Source organism: Telluria beijingensis (genome assembly GCF_030770395.1).
In the GTDB taxonomy this organism is placed as follows: Bacteria; Pseudomonadota; Gammaproteobacteria; order Burkholderiales; family Burkholderiaceae_D; genus Telluria; species Telluria beijingensis.
This window is the reverse complement of sequence record NZ_CP132480.1, coordinates 5,707,748-5,724,810: the sequence shown is the minus strand read 5'-3', so window position 1 is coordinate 5,724,810 and position 17,063 is coordinate 5,707,748. Positions and strand designations below refer to the sequence as shown.

The following is a 17,063-nucleotide window of genomic DNA, read 5'->3' as shown; positions in this document are numbered from 1 at the left end:
TTCATATCACTCTCCGAACAGCTGGAGGTGTTCGACCACCGGGCCCAGGGCCAGGGCCGGGACGTAGTTGAGGACACCGACCAGCACGACGACGGCGGACAGCATGCCGACGAACATGAGGCCATGGGTAGGCAGGGTGCCAGGGGTGGCGGGCAGGCGCTGGCGGGCAGCCAGCGAGCCTGCAATGGCCAGCACCGGCACGATCACGGCAAAGCGGCCGAACCACATCGCCACGCCCAGCAGGGTGTTGTAGAACGGCGTGTTGGCGGACAGACCGGCAAAAGCGCTGCCATTGTTGTTGGCGGCCGAGGTCAGCGCATACAGGATCTCGGAGAAGCCGTGCGCGCCCGGATTGGCCACGCCCACCGTGCCCGCGGCCGACGTCACGGCCAGCGCGGTGCCCAGCAACACCAGGCAGGGCGTGACCAGGATCACCAGCGCCGCCATCTTCATCTCGTAGGCCTGGATCTTCTTGCCCAGGTATTCCGGCGTGCGGCCGATCATCAGGCCGGCGATGAACACCGCCAGGATCGCGAACACCAGCATGCCGTACAGGCCCGAACCGACGCCGCCGAACACCACTTCGCCGAACTGCATCAGCACCATCGGCACCATGCCGCCCAGCGGCATGAAGGAATCGTGCATGGCATTCACCGCGCCGCACGAGGCGGCCGTGGTCACCACTGCGAACAGGCTCGAGGCGGCGATGCCGAAGCGGGTCTCCTTGCCTTCCATATTGCCGCCGGCCGGGTCGACGCCCAGTTGCGTGAGCAGCGGATTGGCCTGCTGCTCGGCGGCGAAGGTGGCCACCGCCGCGATGACGAACAGCAGGGTCATGGTGCCAAGCACCGCCCAGCCCTGGCGGATGTCGCCCACCATGTGGCCGAAGGCGAAGCACAGCGCGGCCGGAATCAGGAGGATGGCGACCATCTGCGCGAAGTTGGTCAGCGCATTCGGGTTCTCGAACGGATGCGAGGAGTTGGCGTTGAAGTAGCCGCCGCCGTTCGTGCCCAGCATCTTGATCGCTTCCTGCGAAGCGACGGGCCCCATCGGGATCACCTGGGTATCGGCACGCGCCTCGGTAGCATCGACCGTATACGTCACCGGCTCGAGCAGGCGCGCATCGACGTGGCCCGCCAGGTTCTGCACCACGCCCTGCCCGGCCAGGAACACGGCCAGGATCAGCGACAGGGGCAGCAGCAGGTACAGGGTCGAGCGGGTCAGGTCGACCCAGAAGTTGCCGATCGCGCCGCCCGACTTCGCGGCGAAGCCGCGCACCAGCGCGAACACGACGGCGATGCCGGTGGCGGCCGAGAAGAAGTTCTGGCCGGCCAGGCCCAGCATCTGGGTCAGGATGCTCATGGTCTGTTCGCCGCTATAGCCCTGCCAGTTGGTGTTGGCGACGAAGCTGATGGCGGTGTTGAAGCTCGAGTCCGGGCTGACGTTGGCCATGCCTTCTGGATTGAGCGGCAGCCAGGCCTGCAGGCGCTGCAGCGCATAGACGAACAGCGCGCCGACGGTATTGAAGGCGACCAGCGCCAGCGCATAGGCGCGCCACGACTGGGCGCCGCTGGCGGCGGGGCCGGCCAGGCGGTACAACGCGCCTTCGATGCCGGCAAGCCAGCCCATGCCTGGCACCCTGCCCTCGCCGGCGATGCGCGCGATGAAGCGGCCCAGCGGCCAGGCCAGCGCCAGCAGCACCACCAGGAAGACGGCGAGCAGGAGGAAGAATTCGGGGCTCATCACAGCGCCTCCGGCTTGAACAGGGCCACCAGCAGGTAGACCAGCAATGCGGCGGCGGCCAGGCCGCCGACCAGGTAGGAGAGGTTCATGGCTTGCCTCCCGCTTGTTCGCAACCGGCCACCAGCAGGCAGGTCAGGCGGACGAAGATCAGGAGCGCACCGAGGTAGACGAGGTCCATGGCGTGCGCTTTCAGAAGGTGCGGCTGACGGTCAGCTGCAGGGCGTCGCGGCCGGTGAACTTGCCGTTGACCGGCGAGGTATAGGCTAACTCATTGGCACTGGTGCCGAGGTAGGCGACGCTGACCGTGGCCAGCGCGAACGGGCGGCTCAGGCCGATCTTCCAGTCGGTGTAATCGGACGCGGGATTGTTCTTCACTTCCTGGCGCCCGGCATGCAGCTGCAGCGTGAAGCCATTGCCGACGTCGACGTTGGCGCCGACGTCGAGGTAGCCGCTGTTCTCGCTGTCGACGAAGCCGAACAGGTTGGTGGTGGCGTGCGAATACTTGATATATGCCGGGCCATAGCCCAGTTGCGCATACACCTCGGTGGTATGGGCGTTGACCCAGCCCGGCAACCGGCCCATGCCGTTGTCCGGGTAGAAGTAGCGCAGCACACCGACGTCGTAGCTCAGCCCAGGCGACAGTTCGCCGCGCTTGCCGCCATAGACGTCGATCTCGACCTCGCCGTCGCCGCCGGCGTCCTCGACCCACTTGATGGTCGAGGCCCAGGCGCCGGCATACCAGCCGTCCGCGTGGACGTAGTCGACGCCGCCCTGCAGCGCGGGACGCAGGCGGGTCTGGGAGATGGCGCGGTAGCGGTAATCGGAGGTGACGGCGACGTTCCAGCTGATGCTGGATGCGGGAGTGGGGTCCTGGGCCTGGGCGGTGTCGGCCAGGGTCAGCGCCAGCGCGAGGCCGGCGAGCGCTTGAATCGATGCTTTCATGGTTCCTGCTCGTGGTTGTGGTTGAAGCCATGCGGCGCGCGAGGGCGCCGCATGGAACACGAGCAGGTTAGCGATTCAGGCGTAAAAACCGGGTATAAAGCGCAGGGCGCGGTGTAAACGAGATATAAAGATCAGCGCGCCGGTTGCGCGCGCAGCCAGTCCATGTACTTCGCCACGCCGGTCGCCACGTCGGTGAACGGTGCGTCGTAGCCGACCGCGCGCAGCGCCGCGATATCGGCCTGGGTGAAGCTCTGGTACTTGCCCTTCAGTTTGTCGGGGAATGGCAGGTACTCGAGCAGGCCCTGGTCGACGATCTGCTGCAGCGACAGCGCCGGCTTGCCCTCGTTGGCCAGCGCATTGACCGTGGCCACGGCCAGGTCGTTGAACGGCTGCGCGCGACCGGTGCCGAGGTTGAAGATGCCGCGCTTTTCCGGGTGATCGAGGAAGAACAGGTTGACCTTGACCACGTCTTCCACGTAGATGAAGTCGCGCATCTGGGTGCCGGCCTCGTAGCCTTCGTTGGCGCCGAACAGCCTGACCTTGCCGTCCTTGAGGAACTGGTGGTACTGGTGGAACGGCACCGAGGCCATGGTGCCCTTGTGCCCTTCGAGCGGTCCATAGACGTTGAAGTAGCGCAGCCCGACCACCTGGCTGCCGGCGTCCTGGCCCTTGGCCTGCCAGTAGCGGCGCAGGTACTGGTCGAACAGGAATTTCGAATAGCCGTAGACGTTGAGCGGCCGCTCGAGCGGCCGCTCTTCGCGGAACACGGTGCCGGCGCCATACACGGCGGCCGACGAGGCATAGATGAAGGGGATGCCCTGGCGCTGGCAGAATTCGAACAGGGCGACCGTATAGTCGTAGTTATTCTTCATCATGTAGCGGCCGTCGGTCTCCATCGTGTTGGAGCAGGCGCCCTGGTGCAGCACGGCGGTGAACTTGTTGTCGAATTCGCCCGCCTTCAGGCGCACCAGGAAGTCCTCTTTATCGGCATAGTCGGCGATCTCGGCGTCGACGATATTGTGGAACTTCTCGGGACGCGACATATTGTCGACCGCGAAGACGCTGAACGGCGCGCGCTGCGACAGCGCATGCACCAGGTTCGCGCCGATGAAGCCTGCGGCGCCGGTAACCAGAATCATAATAAAGTCCTCTTCAAATTGTTCGTGCCGTCGCGGTCATGACACCTCAGGCGCCGGCAAGCATGGGTTGCAAGGGCTGCCACACATCGAGTGGCAGGATCTGCTTCATGCAGTTCTGGTGCCCCAGCGGGCATTCGCGCTGCTGGCAGGGCGAGCATTCGATGTGCAGCCACAGGATCTGCGCCAGTTGCGACAAGGGCGGCGTGTGGCGCGGGTCGGTGGGACCATAGATCGCCACCACCGGCCGTCCCAGGGCCGCGCCGATGTGCATCAGGCCCGAGTCGTTGGTCACCACCGCGCTGGCGCGCGAGATCAGCGCGATCGCTTCGCTGAGCGAGGTCGAGCCGGCCAGGTTGTGCGCCTGCGGCACGATGGCCGTGATCTCCTCGCACACCGCGCGGTCCTTGGGAGAGCCGAGCAGCAGGATCTGCGCGTCCGGCCGGTTGGCCAGGATGGTCTGCGCCAGCTCGGCAAAATAGGCCGACGGCCAGCGCTTGGCCGGCCCGAACTCGGCGCCCGGGGCAAACACGACGTGCACGCCGGCGGGCAGCTGCAGGCGCGCCAGCGCGGCCTCGGCCTCGCCCGCGGCCACCGTCATCGCCGGCTCGGGCAGGCGCTCGGGACGCGGCAAGGCGCGCACCGGCGCATCGGCCAGCGCCTGGTAGAACTGGGCCATCGGCCGCGGCGCCGCCTTGTCGTCGTGGTGCATCACATTGACCAGGCCATAGCGCATCTCGCCCTTGTAGCCGACCCGTTTCGGGATCCCGGCCAGCCAGGGAATCAGGGCGAACTTCAGGGTATTCGGCAGCACATACGAGTCGGCATAGCCGCGCGCCCTGAGCATCTTCGCGAATGCCTTGCGCTCCTTCCACTGCAGCGCGCCGTGCTTGAACGGCGACTCGATCACGGTATCGACTTCGGCCATCGCGCGCCACACCGGCGCCACCCAGGTCGGCGCCAGCACGTCGATCGGCCGCCCGGGTTCGCGCTCCTTGAGCCGGCGCAGCAGCGGCTGGGCCATGACGGCGTCGCCGATCCAGTTCGGGGAAATCACGAGGGTGCGCAACATGGTGTTCTTCGGGTGGTGTGTCAGCCCCGGATTATAGCAATCGCGGGCGATTCAGGATTCCTCCAGGCGCCAGCCGCCGTCCAGCACAGCCAGGCGATGCGTCAGCCCGATATTCTCCAGGAACACGCGATCGTGCGACGCCACGACCAGCGCCCCCTGGTAACCGTCCAGCATCGCCTCGAGCGCCGCCAGCGAGCGCAGGTCGAGGTGGTTCGATGGCTCGTCCAGCAGCAGCAGGGCCGGCGGCGGATCGGCGTACAGCGCGCAGGCCAGGGCCGCCTTCAGCCGCTCGCCGCCGCTCAGCAGGCCCGCAGGCCGGGTGACCGCGCCGGCATCGAGGCCCAGTTGCACCAGCCAGGTGCGCAGCAGGTCTTGCCCGGCGCCGCGGTTCACGTCCAGCAGTTGGTCCAGGGTCGCGCGCCGCGGATCGAGGCTGCCCAGCCCCTGGTCCAGATAGGCGACGTGCGCCGGCAGGCTGCGCGCGCCCGCGAGCGGATCGAGCCGGCCCGCCAGCACCTTGAGCAGGGTCGACTTGCCGCTACCGTTTGGCCCGACCAGGCCCACACGCTGGCGGCCGGTCAGGGTCAGGTCGATACGGTCCAGCGGCGGCGCCACCCAGGGCAGCACGGCCGCCTCGAGCCGCGCGACGCGGCGCTGCGATGCGGTGTCGACCGCCGCCGCGTGGATGCGCACGGCGGCGTCGGCGGCGACCCGCTGCGCGGCCTCGCGCACGCGCTCGACCTGCCCGCTGCGCGTGGCCTCGTGCTGCTGGCGCAGGCGCCCGGCGCTGCCTTCGCTGCGGTCCTTGCCGCGGCCGAGCAGGATGGCGGCCTGGTTGGCGTCCCTGGCGTCGCGGCTGCCGCGCGCCTGGCGCCGCGCCTGGCGTTCGCGCTGCGTGCGCCGCGCCGCCTCGTCGCGCCGCAGTTCCTGGCGCGCATGCCCGAGCGCGTCCTGGGCCGCCTCCTGCTCCTGGCGGCGCGCCTGCTCGTAGAAGGCGTAGTTGCCGCCATAACCGCGCAGGCCGTCGGCCGAGAGCTCGACGATGCAGTCCATCGCGTCCAGCAGTTCGCGGTCATGGCTGATCACCAGCAAGCCTTTATGCCAGGCCTGCAGCTGGCGCAGCAGCGCCGCGCGGCCTTCGACATCGAGGTGGTTGCTCGGCTCGTCGAGGATCAATAAGTCGGGATCGAACAGGGTGGCGCCGACCAGCGCCACCCGCATCGCCTCGCCGCCGCTGAGCGCCGCCACCGGCGTGTCGAGCGTGAGCTGCGGCAGGCCATGCGCCTGGCAGGCCTGGCGCAGGCGCGCGCCGATGTCCCAGTGTTCGCCGACCGCATCGAAATCGCGCGGATCGGCGCTGCCGGCCTCGATGCGCGCCAGGGCGTCGGTGATCGCGGCGATGCCGGCCAGTTCGGCCACCGAGGCCGCCTGGCCGCTGCCCGCCTGTTGCGAAAGATAAGCGACGCGGCCGCCGCGCAGGACACGGCCGGCGCTCGGCGCCAGCTCGCCGGCCAGCAGGCGCGCCAGCATCGACTTGCCGACGCCGTTGCGGCCCACCAGGCCGGTGCGGCGCTGGTCGAACCCGTGATGCAGGTTTGAAAACAGGGCTCTGCCGTCGGGCAGATTCAGGAAAACGCCGTCGAGCGCTAGAATGGGATGCGTCATATAAAGACTCCAAGGATGCCTTGACGCTTCCGCAGCATGGCTGGGAAGACCGGAAAAATGGCATCGATGAGGTATTACACGCGCGCGCTCCCTGGGAAATGAAGGTCAATGGTAGCAGGGTTGGCGCGGCAGGACAAATTGACCACCCGTGCGCGCCACCGCGCCAGCAAGACTATAATTTTCACATGCACAGGCTCCGAACAACCCGAACGCTGTATGGCTGGACAGTCCTTGTGGCTTTCCTGTTCGGCCTGTTCGTGCCGGCGATTTCCCATGCCGTGGCCCACGCCACCCAGCAGCCGGCTGCGGCCTGGATCACCGAGATCTGCAGCGCCAGCGGCACGCGCCACGTGATGGTGATCGACGACGGCGCGCAAACCGATGCGCCGGCCGTGCCCGACATGTCGCACTGCGAGCTATGCTGCTCGCACCACCACACCCCGTTGGCGCCGCCGCTGCAAACCCTGCCGCTGCTGGTGCTCGACAAGCAGCGCGATCCCTACCCGCCCCTGTTCTACCGCGCGCCGCGCCCGCAGCACGCCTGGACGCCCACGCAATCGCGCGGGCCGCCGTCTTCATTGTCCTGATCCGTCCCTTACCACGATTCCTGTGACGCTTTCACGCGTCGCAGGCAGACCATGCGCGACGCCGCGAGGATGCAGCTTCGCGCGCACAGGATTCGCAATGAAGACACGCTTTCACCTCCAGCCGCGCAGGCTGGCGCTCGCCCTCGGCTGCGCCCTGGGCGCCTGGCACCTCCAGGCCCAGGCCGACGCCCCGGCCACCACCATCCCCACCGTCGAAATCACGGCCACCGCGCCGCGCGCCAACGGACTGCTGAACCTCGACACGCCGAGCGACACCGCCAGCCGCCTGGGCCTGAGCCCGCGCGAGACGCCGGCCAGCGTCACCGTGGTCGACCGCGCCCTGATCGAGGTGCGCGGCGCCCAGGACACGCAAGAGATCCTGCGCGCCATCCCCGGCGTGACCGCCCACGACGCCCCCGGCAGCATCGGCGTCAGCTACCGCGGCTTCGGCAGCGGCTCGGTCAGCCAGCTGTTCAACGGCATCAATGTGCAGTATTCGATCGCCGCGCGGCCGGTCGACAGCTGGATCGTCGACCGGGTCGAGGCGATCGGCGGCCCGTCGAGCTTCCTGTTCGGCTCCGGCGCCGTCGGCGGCTCGATCAACTACGTCACCAAGCTGGCGGTCGAACGCGAATTCTCCGAGGGCCGGCTGCGCCTTGGCACGGACGCGCTGAAGGAAGCCTCGGTCGGCCTCAACCGCCGCGTGGGCGACGGCCACTACGCGCGCATCGACCTCAATCACCGCGACGGCGACAGCTGGGTCGATGGCGTCGAGCGCCGCGCGACCCAGCTGGCGGTCTCGCTGCGCTCCGATTTCGGGCGCGGCGTCACCCATACGCTGGCCTATGAATTCCAGCAGGAAGACGTCGACCGCCCCTACTGGGGCACGCCCTACCTGAACCCAGTCGGGGGCAAGCTGCGCATCGACGAAGGGACCCGCTTCAAGAACTTCAATGCCGCGGACGGCGTCTACGACCAGCGCGTGCAGTGGCTGCGCTCGATCGGCGCCTGGAAGGTGAACGACGCCCTGCAGTTCACCAACACCTTCTACGTCTACGATGCGCTGCGCGACTACCGCAACGTCGAGACCTACCGCTTCAACCCGTCGAATACGGCCGTGAACCGATCTGGCGTGCTGCTGCAGCGCCACGACCAGACCCTGGTGGGCGACCGCATCGACGGCGTCTACCGCGGCCGCATCGGCGAGCGCCGCAGCGACTGGGCGTTCGGGGTCGATTTCAGCATCAACCGCCAGACCCGTTATCCGAACAGCCCCGTGACCACCGTGGCCACGGTCGATCCCTACCACTTCGTCACCGAGCACTTCTTCGACCTGCCCAATGTGCGGCCGGGCTTCCGCCCCGACCGCGACAACGAGGTCAAGACCACCGCGCTGTACGTCGAGAACCGCACCGCGCTGCTGCCGACCCTGAACCTGGTCACCGCCCTGCGCCACGAACGCATCGCGCTCGACCTGGTCAACCGGCGCGAAGTCACCGCCACCGCGCCGGCGAAATTCTCGCGCAGCTACAACCCGACCACCGGCCGCCTGGGCCTGGTGTGGGACGTCACTCCCGGAATGAACCTCTACGCCCAGTACGCGACGGCCGCCGATCCGCCATCCGGCGTGCTGTCCACCGCCTCGTTCGGCGACGTGCTGACCAATAACGAGCTGACCACCGGCCGCCAGGCCGAAGTCGGCGCCAAGGGCGATTTCTGGCAGGGCAAGGGCACGGCGACCGTCGCCGCCTACCACATCACGCGCAAGAACATCGCGACCCCGGACCCGGAGCGCGGCGGCGTGACCTTCCTGGTCGGCGAACAGTCGGCGCAAGGGGTCGAGCTGTCCCTGGGCCTGCAGCCGACGAAGCGCCTGGCGCTGCAGGGCAACGTCACCTGGGTCGATGCCGAGTACGAGCACTACTACCAGGGTGGTGTCTCGCTGGCAGGGAAGACGCCGACCAATACGCCGAAGACGGTGACCAACCTGTGGCTGTCGTATGCGTTCACGCCAACCGTGCAGGCCCACGTCGGCGCGCGCCGGGTCGGCAAGGTGTATGCCGATGCGGCCAATACGATGTACTGGCCGTCCTACACCTTCGTCGACCTGGGCCTGCGCTGGCAGATCGACCGCCGCCTGGCGCTCGAGGCGCGGGTGCGCAACCTCACCGACCGGCTGTACGCGGCCAACGTCAGCAGCGCGATGGCCTATCTCGGCGCGCCGCGCACGGCCGACGTGGCGCTGCGCATGGCCTTCTGACGGGAGCGCGCGATGGGATCACGATTGAAACGCTGGCTGTTCCTGGTCCACCGCTGGCTCGGCATCGGCATCTGCCTGCTGTTCGCGATGTGGTTCGCCTCGGGCATCGTCATGATGTACGTCGGCTATCCCAAGCTGACCGAGGCCGAACGCCTGCAGCACCTGCCGCGCCTGGACGCGGACGCGCAGCTGCTGGCGCCGGCCCGCGCGCTGGCGGCGGCCGGCATCGCCGGGCCGCTGGACGAGCTGCGCCTGGCCGCGTCCAGCGCCGGCCGGCCGGTCTATGTGGCGACGCCGGCCCGCACCGATGCCCAGGCCGGCCACAAGCCACCGCCCAGGGACAGCGGCGCGGTGGTGATCGATGCCGTCAGCGGCCAGCGCCTGCAGGCGGTGGGCGAGGCGCATGCGCTGGCCAGCGCCCGGGCCTATGCCGGGCCCGACGTCGGGCTCGACTACCAGGGCACGATAGACGAAGACGCGTTCACCCATTCGCGCGCGCTCGATCCGCACCGCCCGCTGCACAAGGTGGCGCTGGGCGACGCCGAACGCACCCTGCTCTATATCTCGGGCCGCAGCGGCGAAGTGGTGCGCGACGCGACCCGCACCGAACAGGTGTGGAACTACGCCGGCGCCTGGATCCACTGGCTGTATCCGCTGCGCGGCAACGCCTTCGAGCCCTACTGGACCGACATCGTCAACTGGCTGTCCATCCTCGGCATCGCGATGGCGCTCACCGGCACCGTGGCCGGCATCCTGCGCTGGCGCTTTCGCAAGCCCTACCGCAGCGGCGCGCGCACGCCCTATCCGGGCGCCATGATGCGCTGGCATCACATCACGGGCCTGCTGTTCGCGCTGGTGACGATCACCTGGATCTTCAGCGGCCTGATGTCGATGAACCCGTGGCGCATCTTCGATACCGGCGCGCCGAAGCTGCGCATGGAGGCGCTGCAGGGCGGGCAGCTGCTGCTCGGCCCCGACGATGCGGCGCCGCAGGCCCTGCTGGCGGCGTCGAATGGCGCGGTGCGCGAGCTGCGCTGGACGCGGGTGCTGGGAGAGAACCGGGTGCTGGCCCAGGCGGCCGGCGGCGCGCCCCAGGTGATCGGCAGCCGCGACGGGCGCGCCGTGACATTGGAGGTGGCGGCGCTGCGCGAGGCCGCCGCGCGCCTGCTGCCGGCGCCGGTAGCGCGGGTCGAACAATTACGCGACTACGACCTGTACTACTACGCGCGCGACGCGCACACGATGACGGGCGGCGGCATGAAACCGCTGCCGATCCTGCGCATCGTGTTCGACGACCCGCACGCGACCTGGGTCCACCTCGACCCGCATACGGGCGCCGTGCTCGGGCGGCTGGACAGCGGCAAGCGCACCAGCCGCTGGCTGTTCGCGATGCTGCATTCCTGGGACTGGCTGCCGCTGCTCGAGCGGCGTCCGCTATGGGACCTGGTACTGATCGTGCTGAGCCTGGGCGGCGCCCTGCTCAGCGTGACGGGCGTGGTGATCGGCTGGAGAAGGCTGGGCCGTAAACTGCGCGAGGCGCGCTACGCACCGATCGCGGGCGCGCAGCGCGGGGAAGTGGCTGGCGTGTCCTGACGCTTACTGGCCGGCGACGCCCGCCACATGGCGGGCGGGCTGCGGCTGCTCGCCGCTTGGCAGGCGGTCGACACGGTTGATCGTGGCCAGGCGCAGCAGGGACAGCACGCGCAGCACCAGGTAACCTGAATCGAATTCCCACCATTTCATCGACAGCTTGGCCGAGGCCGGGTTGGCGTGGTGGTTGTTGTGCAGTTCGGCGCCGCCGAAGATGATCCCGATCGGGAAGAAGTTGCGCGAGTCTTCCTTGGTCTGGAAGTTACGGTAGCCGACCACGTGGAAGATGCCGTTGATGAAGCCCGAGGCCCAGAACGGCAGGATCGACAGCTGGAACAGCCAGATCATGAAGCCGTAGGCCGGACCGAACACCAGCAGTTCGACCGCCAGGAAGAACAGCGCGCCGCGGAAGCGGTGCTTCGTATACAGGTGCTGGTCCATCCAGTCTTCCTTGATGCCGACGCCGTAGGCCTTTACCAGGTCGGCGTCGCGCGCCGCCTTGCGGTACAGGAGCGTGCCCTTGCCCAGGATGGTCCACAAGCCGTGGATGCGCGGGCTGTGCGGATCTTCCTCGGTATCGCACTTGGCATGGTGCTTGCGGTGCACCGCGACCCAGGTCTTGGCGGTGACGCCATAGGTGGTCAGCCAGATCCACATGCGGAACAGCTGGCACAGCATGGGATGGAAGGTCACGGCGCGGTGGCTGCGCGACCGGTGCAGATACAGTTCGCTGGCGAAGACGGTCATGATATACGACCCTGCCATGGTCAGCGCGACGCCTGTTGGGCTGAGCTGGATAAATCCTTCGAACACGGTAATTCTCCCTGGTGTATGCGACGTCTTGACGTCCTGACGATAGGGAAAGAATAACGTGCGCCGACCGGCGACCAATGCAGGAATAGAAAGGCTTTTACCCTTCTATTAATACCATGGCCGCCATCGATGTCAGCCGATCATGCCGCGCTGGCGGGCTTCCTTCACCCATTGCGGGTATTCGTTCATCAGGAGGTCGTACAGCGCGCCATCCGAATGCTCGTCGGGCGAGGCCACCGAGAAGAAGTCGGCATTGTCGATCAGGCGGCCATCGAGTTCGTCGAGTTTTTCCAGGAACGGGAAATCGGAGTCGGCGAAGCTGGCCAGCGCCTTGGACCTGGACTTGCGGCCCTTGCCAATGCCCATGAACTGCCAGAAGATCGGTTCGCGGCTGGCCCAGCGCAGCTGGCGCTCGGTCAGCGGCTTGTCCGAGGTCGAGCCGTCGGTCACGAACATCACGTACACCGGCACCTCGGCCTTGAGCGCCGTCTTGCGCTCACCGCCGCGCCCGTCCGGGAAGTAGTGCCGGCGCACCGCCTCGATCGCGGCGCCATAGCGGGTATCGCCTTCGAGCGGGTGCTTGTCGATGACCTGCCGGATGTAGTTCGACCAGTTCGACAGCCCCATCGGGGCGCCCTGGTGCACGTTGCGGCCGAACAGGAACACGTCGATCTCGCCATCGTCGTCGAAGCGGCAACCCAGCGCCAGGATGCGCTCGGCGAACTGCTGCACCAGGCCCTTGCGGTACAGGGTGCTCATCGAGCCGGAGATGTCGAGCACCAGGCAGACCTTGGCGCGATGCTGGGCCAGGCCGGCTTTTTCAAGGGACACCGCCGCCGACTTGACCAGGTTGACCAGCTGCGGGGCGGATTGCGCGACGCGCTTTTCCAGGTCGACGGCCGCCGTGCGCGGCGCGGCAGGCGCCGGCGTCGGCGCCGGCGTAGGCGCTTCATCCGCGACAGCGCCGCCGAAATGCCGCACCAGCGCATCCAGGCCGCCATTGAAGCCCTGACCGACCGCCATGAAGCGCCAGCCGCCATCCTTGCGATACAGCTCGCCCAGCATCACCGCCTTCTCGCCGGCGAAATCGCGGCCGCTGAAGTCGAAGCGCGCGAACTCGCCCTGAGCGCCGGCCAGGCGCAGGCTGCCCGCCTGCAGCTGCGACAGCGCCGCATTACCGTCGGTGCTGGCCACGATGCTGAGCCGCTCGACCCAGGCCGGCAGGCTGGCGAGGCGGAAGTGAAAACCCTCGGCATCGGCGCCGACGCCGCCCTGCGCTACGGCGCCGCAGGGCGTGACGGGCTGGTTGAAGAAGGTCATGTAGCGCTCGTCGGCCAGCTTGCCGCCGGCGTCGAGCGCGAAGCAGGCGAAGTCCAGCGCCAGCCCCCGCGCCGACAGGCCGGCCTGCAGGCTACCGTCGGGAGCCAGCGCCGCCAGGGGCATGCGCTCGCCGCGTTCCAGCTGTTTCATGTCGTTCTCCCGTCACTCGTCGTGTCAACTGTTCTCGGGCGCCCGGTCGAACCCGTCCTCGATGCGGCTCGCGATCACGGTGGCGATGCGGCGCTCCAGCACCTGCGCCACCTCGAACCGGAAGCCCTCGATCTCGACCGCGTCGCCCACTTTCGGCAAGGTGCCGAAGCGCTCCAGCATCAGGCCGGCCAGCGAGGTGTAGTCGTCGGTGTCGCCGACAAGGGCGTCGACCTCGAACACCTGTTCCAGGTAGTGCAGGTCGGCCGTGCCGTCGATGCGCCAGCGGCCCGGGCCGAGCTCCTGCACCACTGGCTGCNTCGCCGACAAGGGCGTCGACCTCGAACACCTGTTCCAGGTAGTGCAGGTCGGCCGTGCCGTCGATGCGCCAGCGGCCCGGGCCGAGCTCCTGCACCACTGGCTGCTCGTCCTCGTCGGGGAACTCGCCGGCGATCGCTTCCAGGATGTCGATCGGCGTCACCAGGCCCTGCAGGGTGCCGTATTCGTCGGCGATGATCACCAGCTGGCCGTGCGAGCGCTTGAGGCGCTCCATCACCTTCAGCACGCCGCTGGCGTCGGGCATGATGATCGGCGCGCGGATATGCGCCTGGTCGATCGCGCCATGCTGGGTCAGGTCGGCGATCAGGTCCTTGGCGCGCGCCACGCCGATTACCTCGTCGAGCTGGCCGCGGCACACCGGGAAGAAGCCGTGCGGGGTGGCCAGCAGCTGGGCGCGGATGGTGTCGGCGTCGTCCTCGATATTGATCCACGAGATGTCCGAGCGGTTGGTCATGATCGAGCGCACCGAGCGCTGCGACAGGCTCAATACGCCGCTGACCATATTGCGCTCTTCGGCCTCGAACGCCGGTTCCTCGGCGGCCTGCGCCTCGGCCACCGGTTCGTCGTGGTGGTCGGCGCCGCGCTTGCTGCCCAGCAGGCGCAGCACGGCGTCGGCGGTGCGGTCGCGCAGCGGGATGTGCGCTTCCTGCTTGACGAAGTTGCGGCGCGCCAGCTGGTTGAAGAACTCGATCACGACCGAGAAGCCGATCGCGGCGTACAGGTAGCCCTTCGGGATGTGAAAGCCCAGGCCTTCGGCGATCAGGCTCAAGCCGATCATCAAGAGGAAGCTCAGGCACAGCACCACGACCGTCGGATGGGCGTTGACGAAGCGCGTCAGCGGCTTGGAGGCGAACAGCATCACGCCCATCGAGATGATGACGGCGGCCATCATGACGCCCAGCTGCTCGACCATGCCGACCGCGGTGATCACCGCGTCGAGCGAAAACACGGCGTCGAGCACGATGATCTGCGCCACCACGGCGGCGAAGCTGGCGTAGGCGCGTTTGCCGCTCTGGACGTGCGACTTGCCCTCGACCCGCTCGTGCAGCTCGATGGTCGCCTTGGCCAGCAGGAAGATACCGCCTATCAGCAGGATCAGGTCGCGCCCCGAGAACGCCAGTGTGCCGAGCGAGAACAGCGGGGTGGTGAGCGTGACCAGCCACGAGATCATCGTAAGCAGGCCAAGGCGCATGATCATGGCGAGCGAGAGGCCGAGCAGGCGGGCCTTGTCGCGCTGGTGCGGGGGAAGTTTGTCCGCCAGGATGGCGATGAAGATCAGGTTGTCGATGCCGAGGACGATCTCGAGCACGACAAGGGTGAGCAAGCCGACCCATATATTCGGGTCAAGTAGCCATTCCATTGGAGAGTTTTGTAGTGAAGGAAGGGCCATTGTACGCGATCGTGCCGGCTTCCAGCCAGAACCGGCCCGGGCGCCGGCACGAATCGCGACGTCAACCGACGCTCAGCGCAAACCTTCCAGCGGCACGCCGCGCAGCCAGAGCGCATGGATCTTGCGCGTGTTGCGGATATCGTCCAGCGGATTGGCGTCGAGCACCAGCAGGTCGGCCTGCTTGCCCGGAACGAGCGCGCCGCGCTCGCCGTCGATGCCCAGGATCGCGGCATTGCCGGAGGTCGCCGCCTGCAGCGCCTGCATCGGGGTCAGGCCGGCGGCGGTCAGCAGTTCGAGTTCGCGGTGCTCGGCGAAACCCTGGATGCGCGGGATCGTGGCGCCCGAATCGGTGCCCATGCCGACCCTGACCCCGGCCTTGTGCAGCGCCAGCACATTGGCCTTCGCAGTGGCCAGGTCCTGCTTGCTGACCTGCTTGACCTTGTAGGCCGGGCTGGCCAGCCACGCCTCGACGCCGGGATCGAGCGCGTCCCTGAAGAACCGGTCCTGCATCCAGTCCGGCTTGTCGGCATACACGAAGAAGGCTTCGTCGAGCTGCAGGGTCGGGATATAGCCGATGTTCTTCTCTTTCATCAGGGCGATTAGCTCGGCATCCACCGGCCGGTCGCGCACGCTGTGGCCGAACAGGTCGACGCCGTCGCGCGCCAGGCGCTTGGCGTCCTCGAGGTAGTAGACGTGGGCCACCACCTTCAGGCCGCGCTGGTGCGCCTCGCGGATCACTTCACGGTACAGCGCCGGATCCATCTTCTTGGTCTTGTCGTCGCCGAAGTCGTCGACCCAGATCTTGACCAGGTCGGGCTTCCGGGCAGCCAGCTTCTCGATATCCTTGCGCACCGCCTCGATCGTGGTCGGGCGGTAGACCTGGTCCATGCCCATGGCGACCGGCGGCGCGCCGTGCGGCACGCCGAAGCCATGGCCGGCAGTGACGATGGTGGGCAGCGTCAGCTTGCCGGCGCGCTGGTCGGCGCGCATCCGGTAGATGAAATCGTGGTCAGTGCCGAACACCGCCACCGTGCCGACGCCGTAGCGCGCGTACTTCTGCAGCTGGCGCGTGACGTTGGCCGGCGTGATCTCGGCCGCGCCGGATTTGGCGCCGTTGGTGATGCCCAGGTGGGCGTGGCCGGCGATCAGGGCCGGCATCACGGTCTTGCCGCGCAGGTCGACCAGCCGGGCGCCCGCGGGCGGCGTGGCGCCCTGCGGCTGCACGGCCTCGATGCGGCCGTCGCGGATCACGATGCTGCCGTTCTCGATCGGCGCGCCACCCTGGCCGTCGATGATGCGCACGCCCTGGAGGACGGTGGCCGGGGAAGCAGCTTGTGCGTTGGCGCCGGCGCCGGCCAGCATGCACAGGGCGCCGGCCATGGCGGCCAGCTTGGTCGGGAGTCGCATGGGATCCTTTCATCGGTATGGTGAACCATGCAATGTTAGCCCATCGACAAGCGCGGCGACGGACGCCTGGGGCCTTGCTGACCCCACAGTCATTATTTTCTATAATGACTATGATTTATAATCGGCCACTCACCAGGAAAACACGATCCCATGCCGACCAAGAAGCACGAAAAATTCGTCAATGCCGTCCAGGAAGCGGCCGACCAGCCGCTCGACCAGGAGGTGCTGCTCGGCCTCGTCGGCTATAACTGCCGCCGCGCCTACCTGTCGATCATGCCCTTGTTCCACGAGCGGATGAGCGAGTACGACCTGCGCGCGGTGGATTTTTCGGTGCTGTCGCTGCTGCATTCGAACCCGAACATCACCCAGAAACGGCTGTCGAACGCGATCAACGTGTCGCCGCCGAACCTGGCGATCCTGCTCGACCGCCTGGAAGGACGCGGCCTGCTGCTGCGCCAGCGCAATCCGCTGGACAAGCGCTCGCAGACCCTGATCCTCACCCCGAGCGGCGAGCGCGTGGCGCGCCAGGCCGAGGTGGCCGTCACCAAGCTCGAGGCCGAGGCCACCGCCGCCCTCACCAATGCCGAACGCCAGCAGTTACTGTCGCTGCTGCAGAAGATCTTCACGCCGGTGCGCGGCGAGGGCTGAAACC

General features: G+C 67.8%; 13 protein-coding genes and 1 pseudogene. 4 read left to right on the top strand and 10 right to left on the bottom strand.

The features are described from left to right. Positions 1 to 6 precede the first annotated feature (6 nt). From kdpA to Q9246_RS25190, 6 genes are all read right to left on the bottom strand, one after another. Positions 7 to 1,743, bottom strand: coding sequence for a potassium-transporting ATPase subunit KdpA (gene kdpA / locus Q9246_RS25215; RefSeq protein WP_306394066.1), 1,737 nt, complete (start codon positions 1,741 to 1,743; stop codon positions 7 to 9). Beyond that, the gene (locus Q9246_RS25210; protein ID WP_306394065.1) at positions 1,743 to 1,832 is read right to left on the bottom strand and encodes a potassium-transporting ATPase subunit F; all 90 of its coding nucleotides are present in this window, start codon (positions 1,830 to 1,832) and stop codon (positions 1,743 to 1,745) included. Before Q9246_RS25210 ends, kdpA begins: the two co-directional genes overlap by 1 nt. A gap of 100 nt (positions 1,833 to 1,932) precedes the next feature. Beyond that, the gene (locus Q9246_RS25205) at positions 1,933 to 2,685 is read right to left on the bottom strand and encodes a TorF family putative porin (protein ID WP_306394063.1); all 753 of its coding nucleotides are present in this window, start codon (positions 2,683 to 2,685) and stop codon (positions 1,933 to 1,935) included. Between the two features lie 131 nt (positions 2,686 to 2,816). After that, a complete protein-coding gene (rfaD, locus tag Q9246_RS25200; RefSeq protein WP_306398268.1) occupies positions 2,817 to 3,827 on the bottom strand; it encodes an ADP-glyceromanno-heptose 6-epimerase in 1,011 nt (336 codons plus the stop codon). A 43-nt stretch (positions 3,828 to 3,870) separates the two neighbouring features. Then, a complete protein-coding gene (waaF, locus tag Q9246_RS25195) occupies positions 3,871 to 4,893 on the bottom strand; it encodes a lipopolysaccharide heptosyltransferase II (protein ID WP_306394061.1) in 1,023 nt (340 codons plus the stop codon). A 51-nt stretch (positions 4,894 to 4,944) separates the two neighbouring features. Then, the gene (locus Q9246_RS25190; protein ID WP_306394058.1) at positions 4,945 to 6,558 is read right to left on the bottom strand and encodes an ABC-F family ATP-binding cassette domain-containing protein; all 1,614 of its coding nucleotides are present in this window, start codon (positions 6,556 to 6,558) and stop codon (positions 4,945 to 4,947) included. Between the two features lie 233 nt (positions 6,559 to 6,791). Between Q9246_RS25190 and Q9246_RS25185 the strand changes: the two genes are divergently transcribed. The 3 genes from Q9246_RS25185 (at position 6,792) to Q9246_RS25175 (ending at position 10,998) form a co-directional block, all read left to right on the top strand. Beyond that, positions 6,792 to 7,145 carry a DUF2946 domain-containing protein gene (locus tag Q9246_RS25185; RefSeq protein WP_306394056.1) on the top strand — a complete coding sequence of 118 codons (354 nt, stop codon included), beginning with the start codon at positions 6,792 to 6,794 and terminating at the stop codon, positions 7,143 to 7,145. A 97-nt stretch (positions 7,146 to 7,242) separates the two neighbouring features. Next, positions 7,243 to 9,405 (top strand): TonB-dependent receptor, encoded by a 2,163-nt coding sequence (locus Q9246_RS25180; protein ID WP_306394054.1) that lies wholly within the window; start codon positions 7,243 to 7,245, stop codon positions 9,403 to 9,405. A gap of 12 nt (positions 9,406 to 9,417) precedes the next feature. Further along, a complete protein-coding gene (locus Q9246_RS25175; RefSeq protein ID WP_306394053.1) occupies positions 9,418 to 10,998 on the top strand; it encodes a PepSY-associated TM helix domain-containing protein in 1,581 nt (526 codons plus the stop codon). 3 nt (positions 10,999 to 11,001) lie between these two features. On the opposite strand, the gene Q9246_RS25170 is transcribed toward Q9246_RS25175, so the two are convergent. The 4 genes and pseudogenes from Q9246_RS25170 to Q9246_RS25150 all read right to left on the bottom strand — a co-directional run bounded on the left by Q9246_RS25170 (position 11,002) and on the right by Q9246_RS25150 (position 16,411). After that, the gene (locus Q9246_RS25170) at positions 11,002 to 11,808 is read right to left on the bottom strand and encodes a fatty acid desaturase (RefSeq protein ID WP_306394052.1); all 807 of its coding nucleotides are present in this window, start codon (positions 11,806 to 11,808) and stop codon (positions 11,002 to 11,004) included. Between the two features lie 132 nt (positions 11,809 to 11,940). Then, positions 11,941 to 13,278 (bottom strand): VWA domain-containing protein, encoded by a 1,338-nt coding sequence (locus Q9246_RS25165; protein WP_306394050.1) that lies wholly within the window; start codon positions 13,276 to 13,278, stop codon positions 11,941 to 11,943. A 24-nt stretch (positions 13,279 to 13,302) separates the two neighbouring features. Next, positions 13,303 to 14,974 (bottom strand): annotated as a pseudogene (locus Q9246_RS25155) (TerC family protein). Positions 14,975 to 15,076: 102 nt separating this feature from the next. After that, positions 15,077 to 16,411, bottom strand: a complete 1,335-nt coding sequence (locus Q9246_RS25150) for an amidohydrolase family protein (protein WP_306394048.1) — start codon at positions 16,409 to 16,411, stop codon at positions 15,077 to 15,079. Positions 16,412 to 16,561: 150 nt separating this feature from the next. On the opposite strand from Q9246_RS25150, the gene Q9246_RS25145 reads away from it, so the two are divergent. Then, positions 16,562 to 17,059, top strand: a complete 498-nt coding sequence (locus tag Q9246_RS25145; protein ID WP_306394046.1) for a MarR family winged helix-turn-helix transcriptional regulator — start codon at positions 16,562 to 16,564, stop codon at positions 17,057 to 17,059. The last annotated feature ends 4 nt before the right edge of the window (positions 17,060 to 17,063 follow it).

Coding starts and splice junctions, on each gene's coding strand:
- kdpA (WP_306394066.1), bottom strand. CDS start 1,743: ATGAGCCCCGAATTCTTCCTCCTGCTCGCCGTCTTCCTGGTGGTGCTG.
- Q9246_RS25210 (WP_306394065.1), bottom strand. CDS start 1,832: ATGAACCTCTCCTACCTGGTCGGCGGCCTGGCCGCCGCCGCATTGCTG.
- Q9246_RS25205 (WP_306394063.1), bottom strand. CDS start 2,685: ATGAAAGCATCGATTCAAGCGCTCGCCGGCCTCGCGCTGGCGCTGACC.
- waaF (WP_306394061.1), bottom strand. CDS start 4,893: ATGTTGCGCACCCTCGTGATTTCCCCGAACTGGATCGGCGACGCCGTC.
- Q9246_RS25190 (WP_306394058.1), bottom strand. CDS start 6,558: ATGACGCATCCCATTCTAGCGCTCGACGGCGTTTTCCTGAATCTGCCC.
- Q9246_RS25180 (WP_306394054.1), top strand. CDS start 7,243: ATGAAGACACGCTTTCACCTCCAGCCGCGCAGGCTGGCGCTCGCCCTC.
- Q9246_RS25175 (WP_306394053.1), top strand. CDS start 9,418: ATGGGATCACGATTGAAACGCTGGCTGTTCCTGGTCCACCGCTGGCTC.
- Q9246_RS25165 (WP_306394050.1), bottom strand. CDS start 13,278: ATGAAACAGCTGGAACGCGGCGAGCGCATGCCCCTGGCGGCGCTGGCT.
- Q9246_RS25150 (WP_306394048.1), bottom strand. CDS start 16,411: ATGCGACTCCCGACCAAGCTGGCCGCCATGGCCGGCGCCCTGTGCATG.
- Q9246_RS25145 (WP_306394046.1), top strand. CDS start 16,562: ATGCCGACCAAGAAGCACGAAAAATTCGTCAATGCCGTCCAGGAAGCG.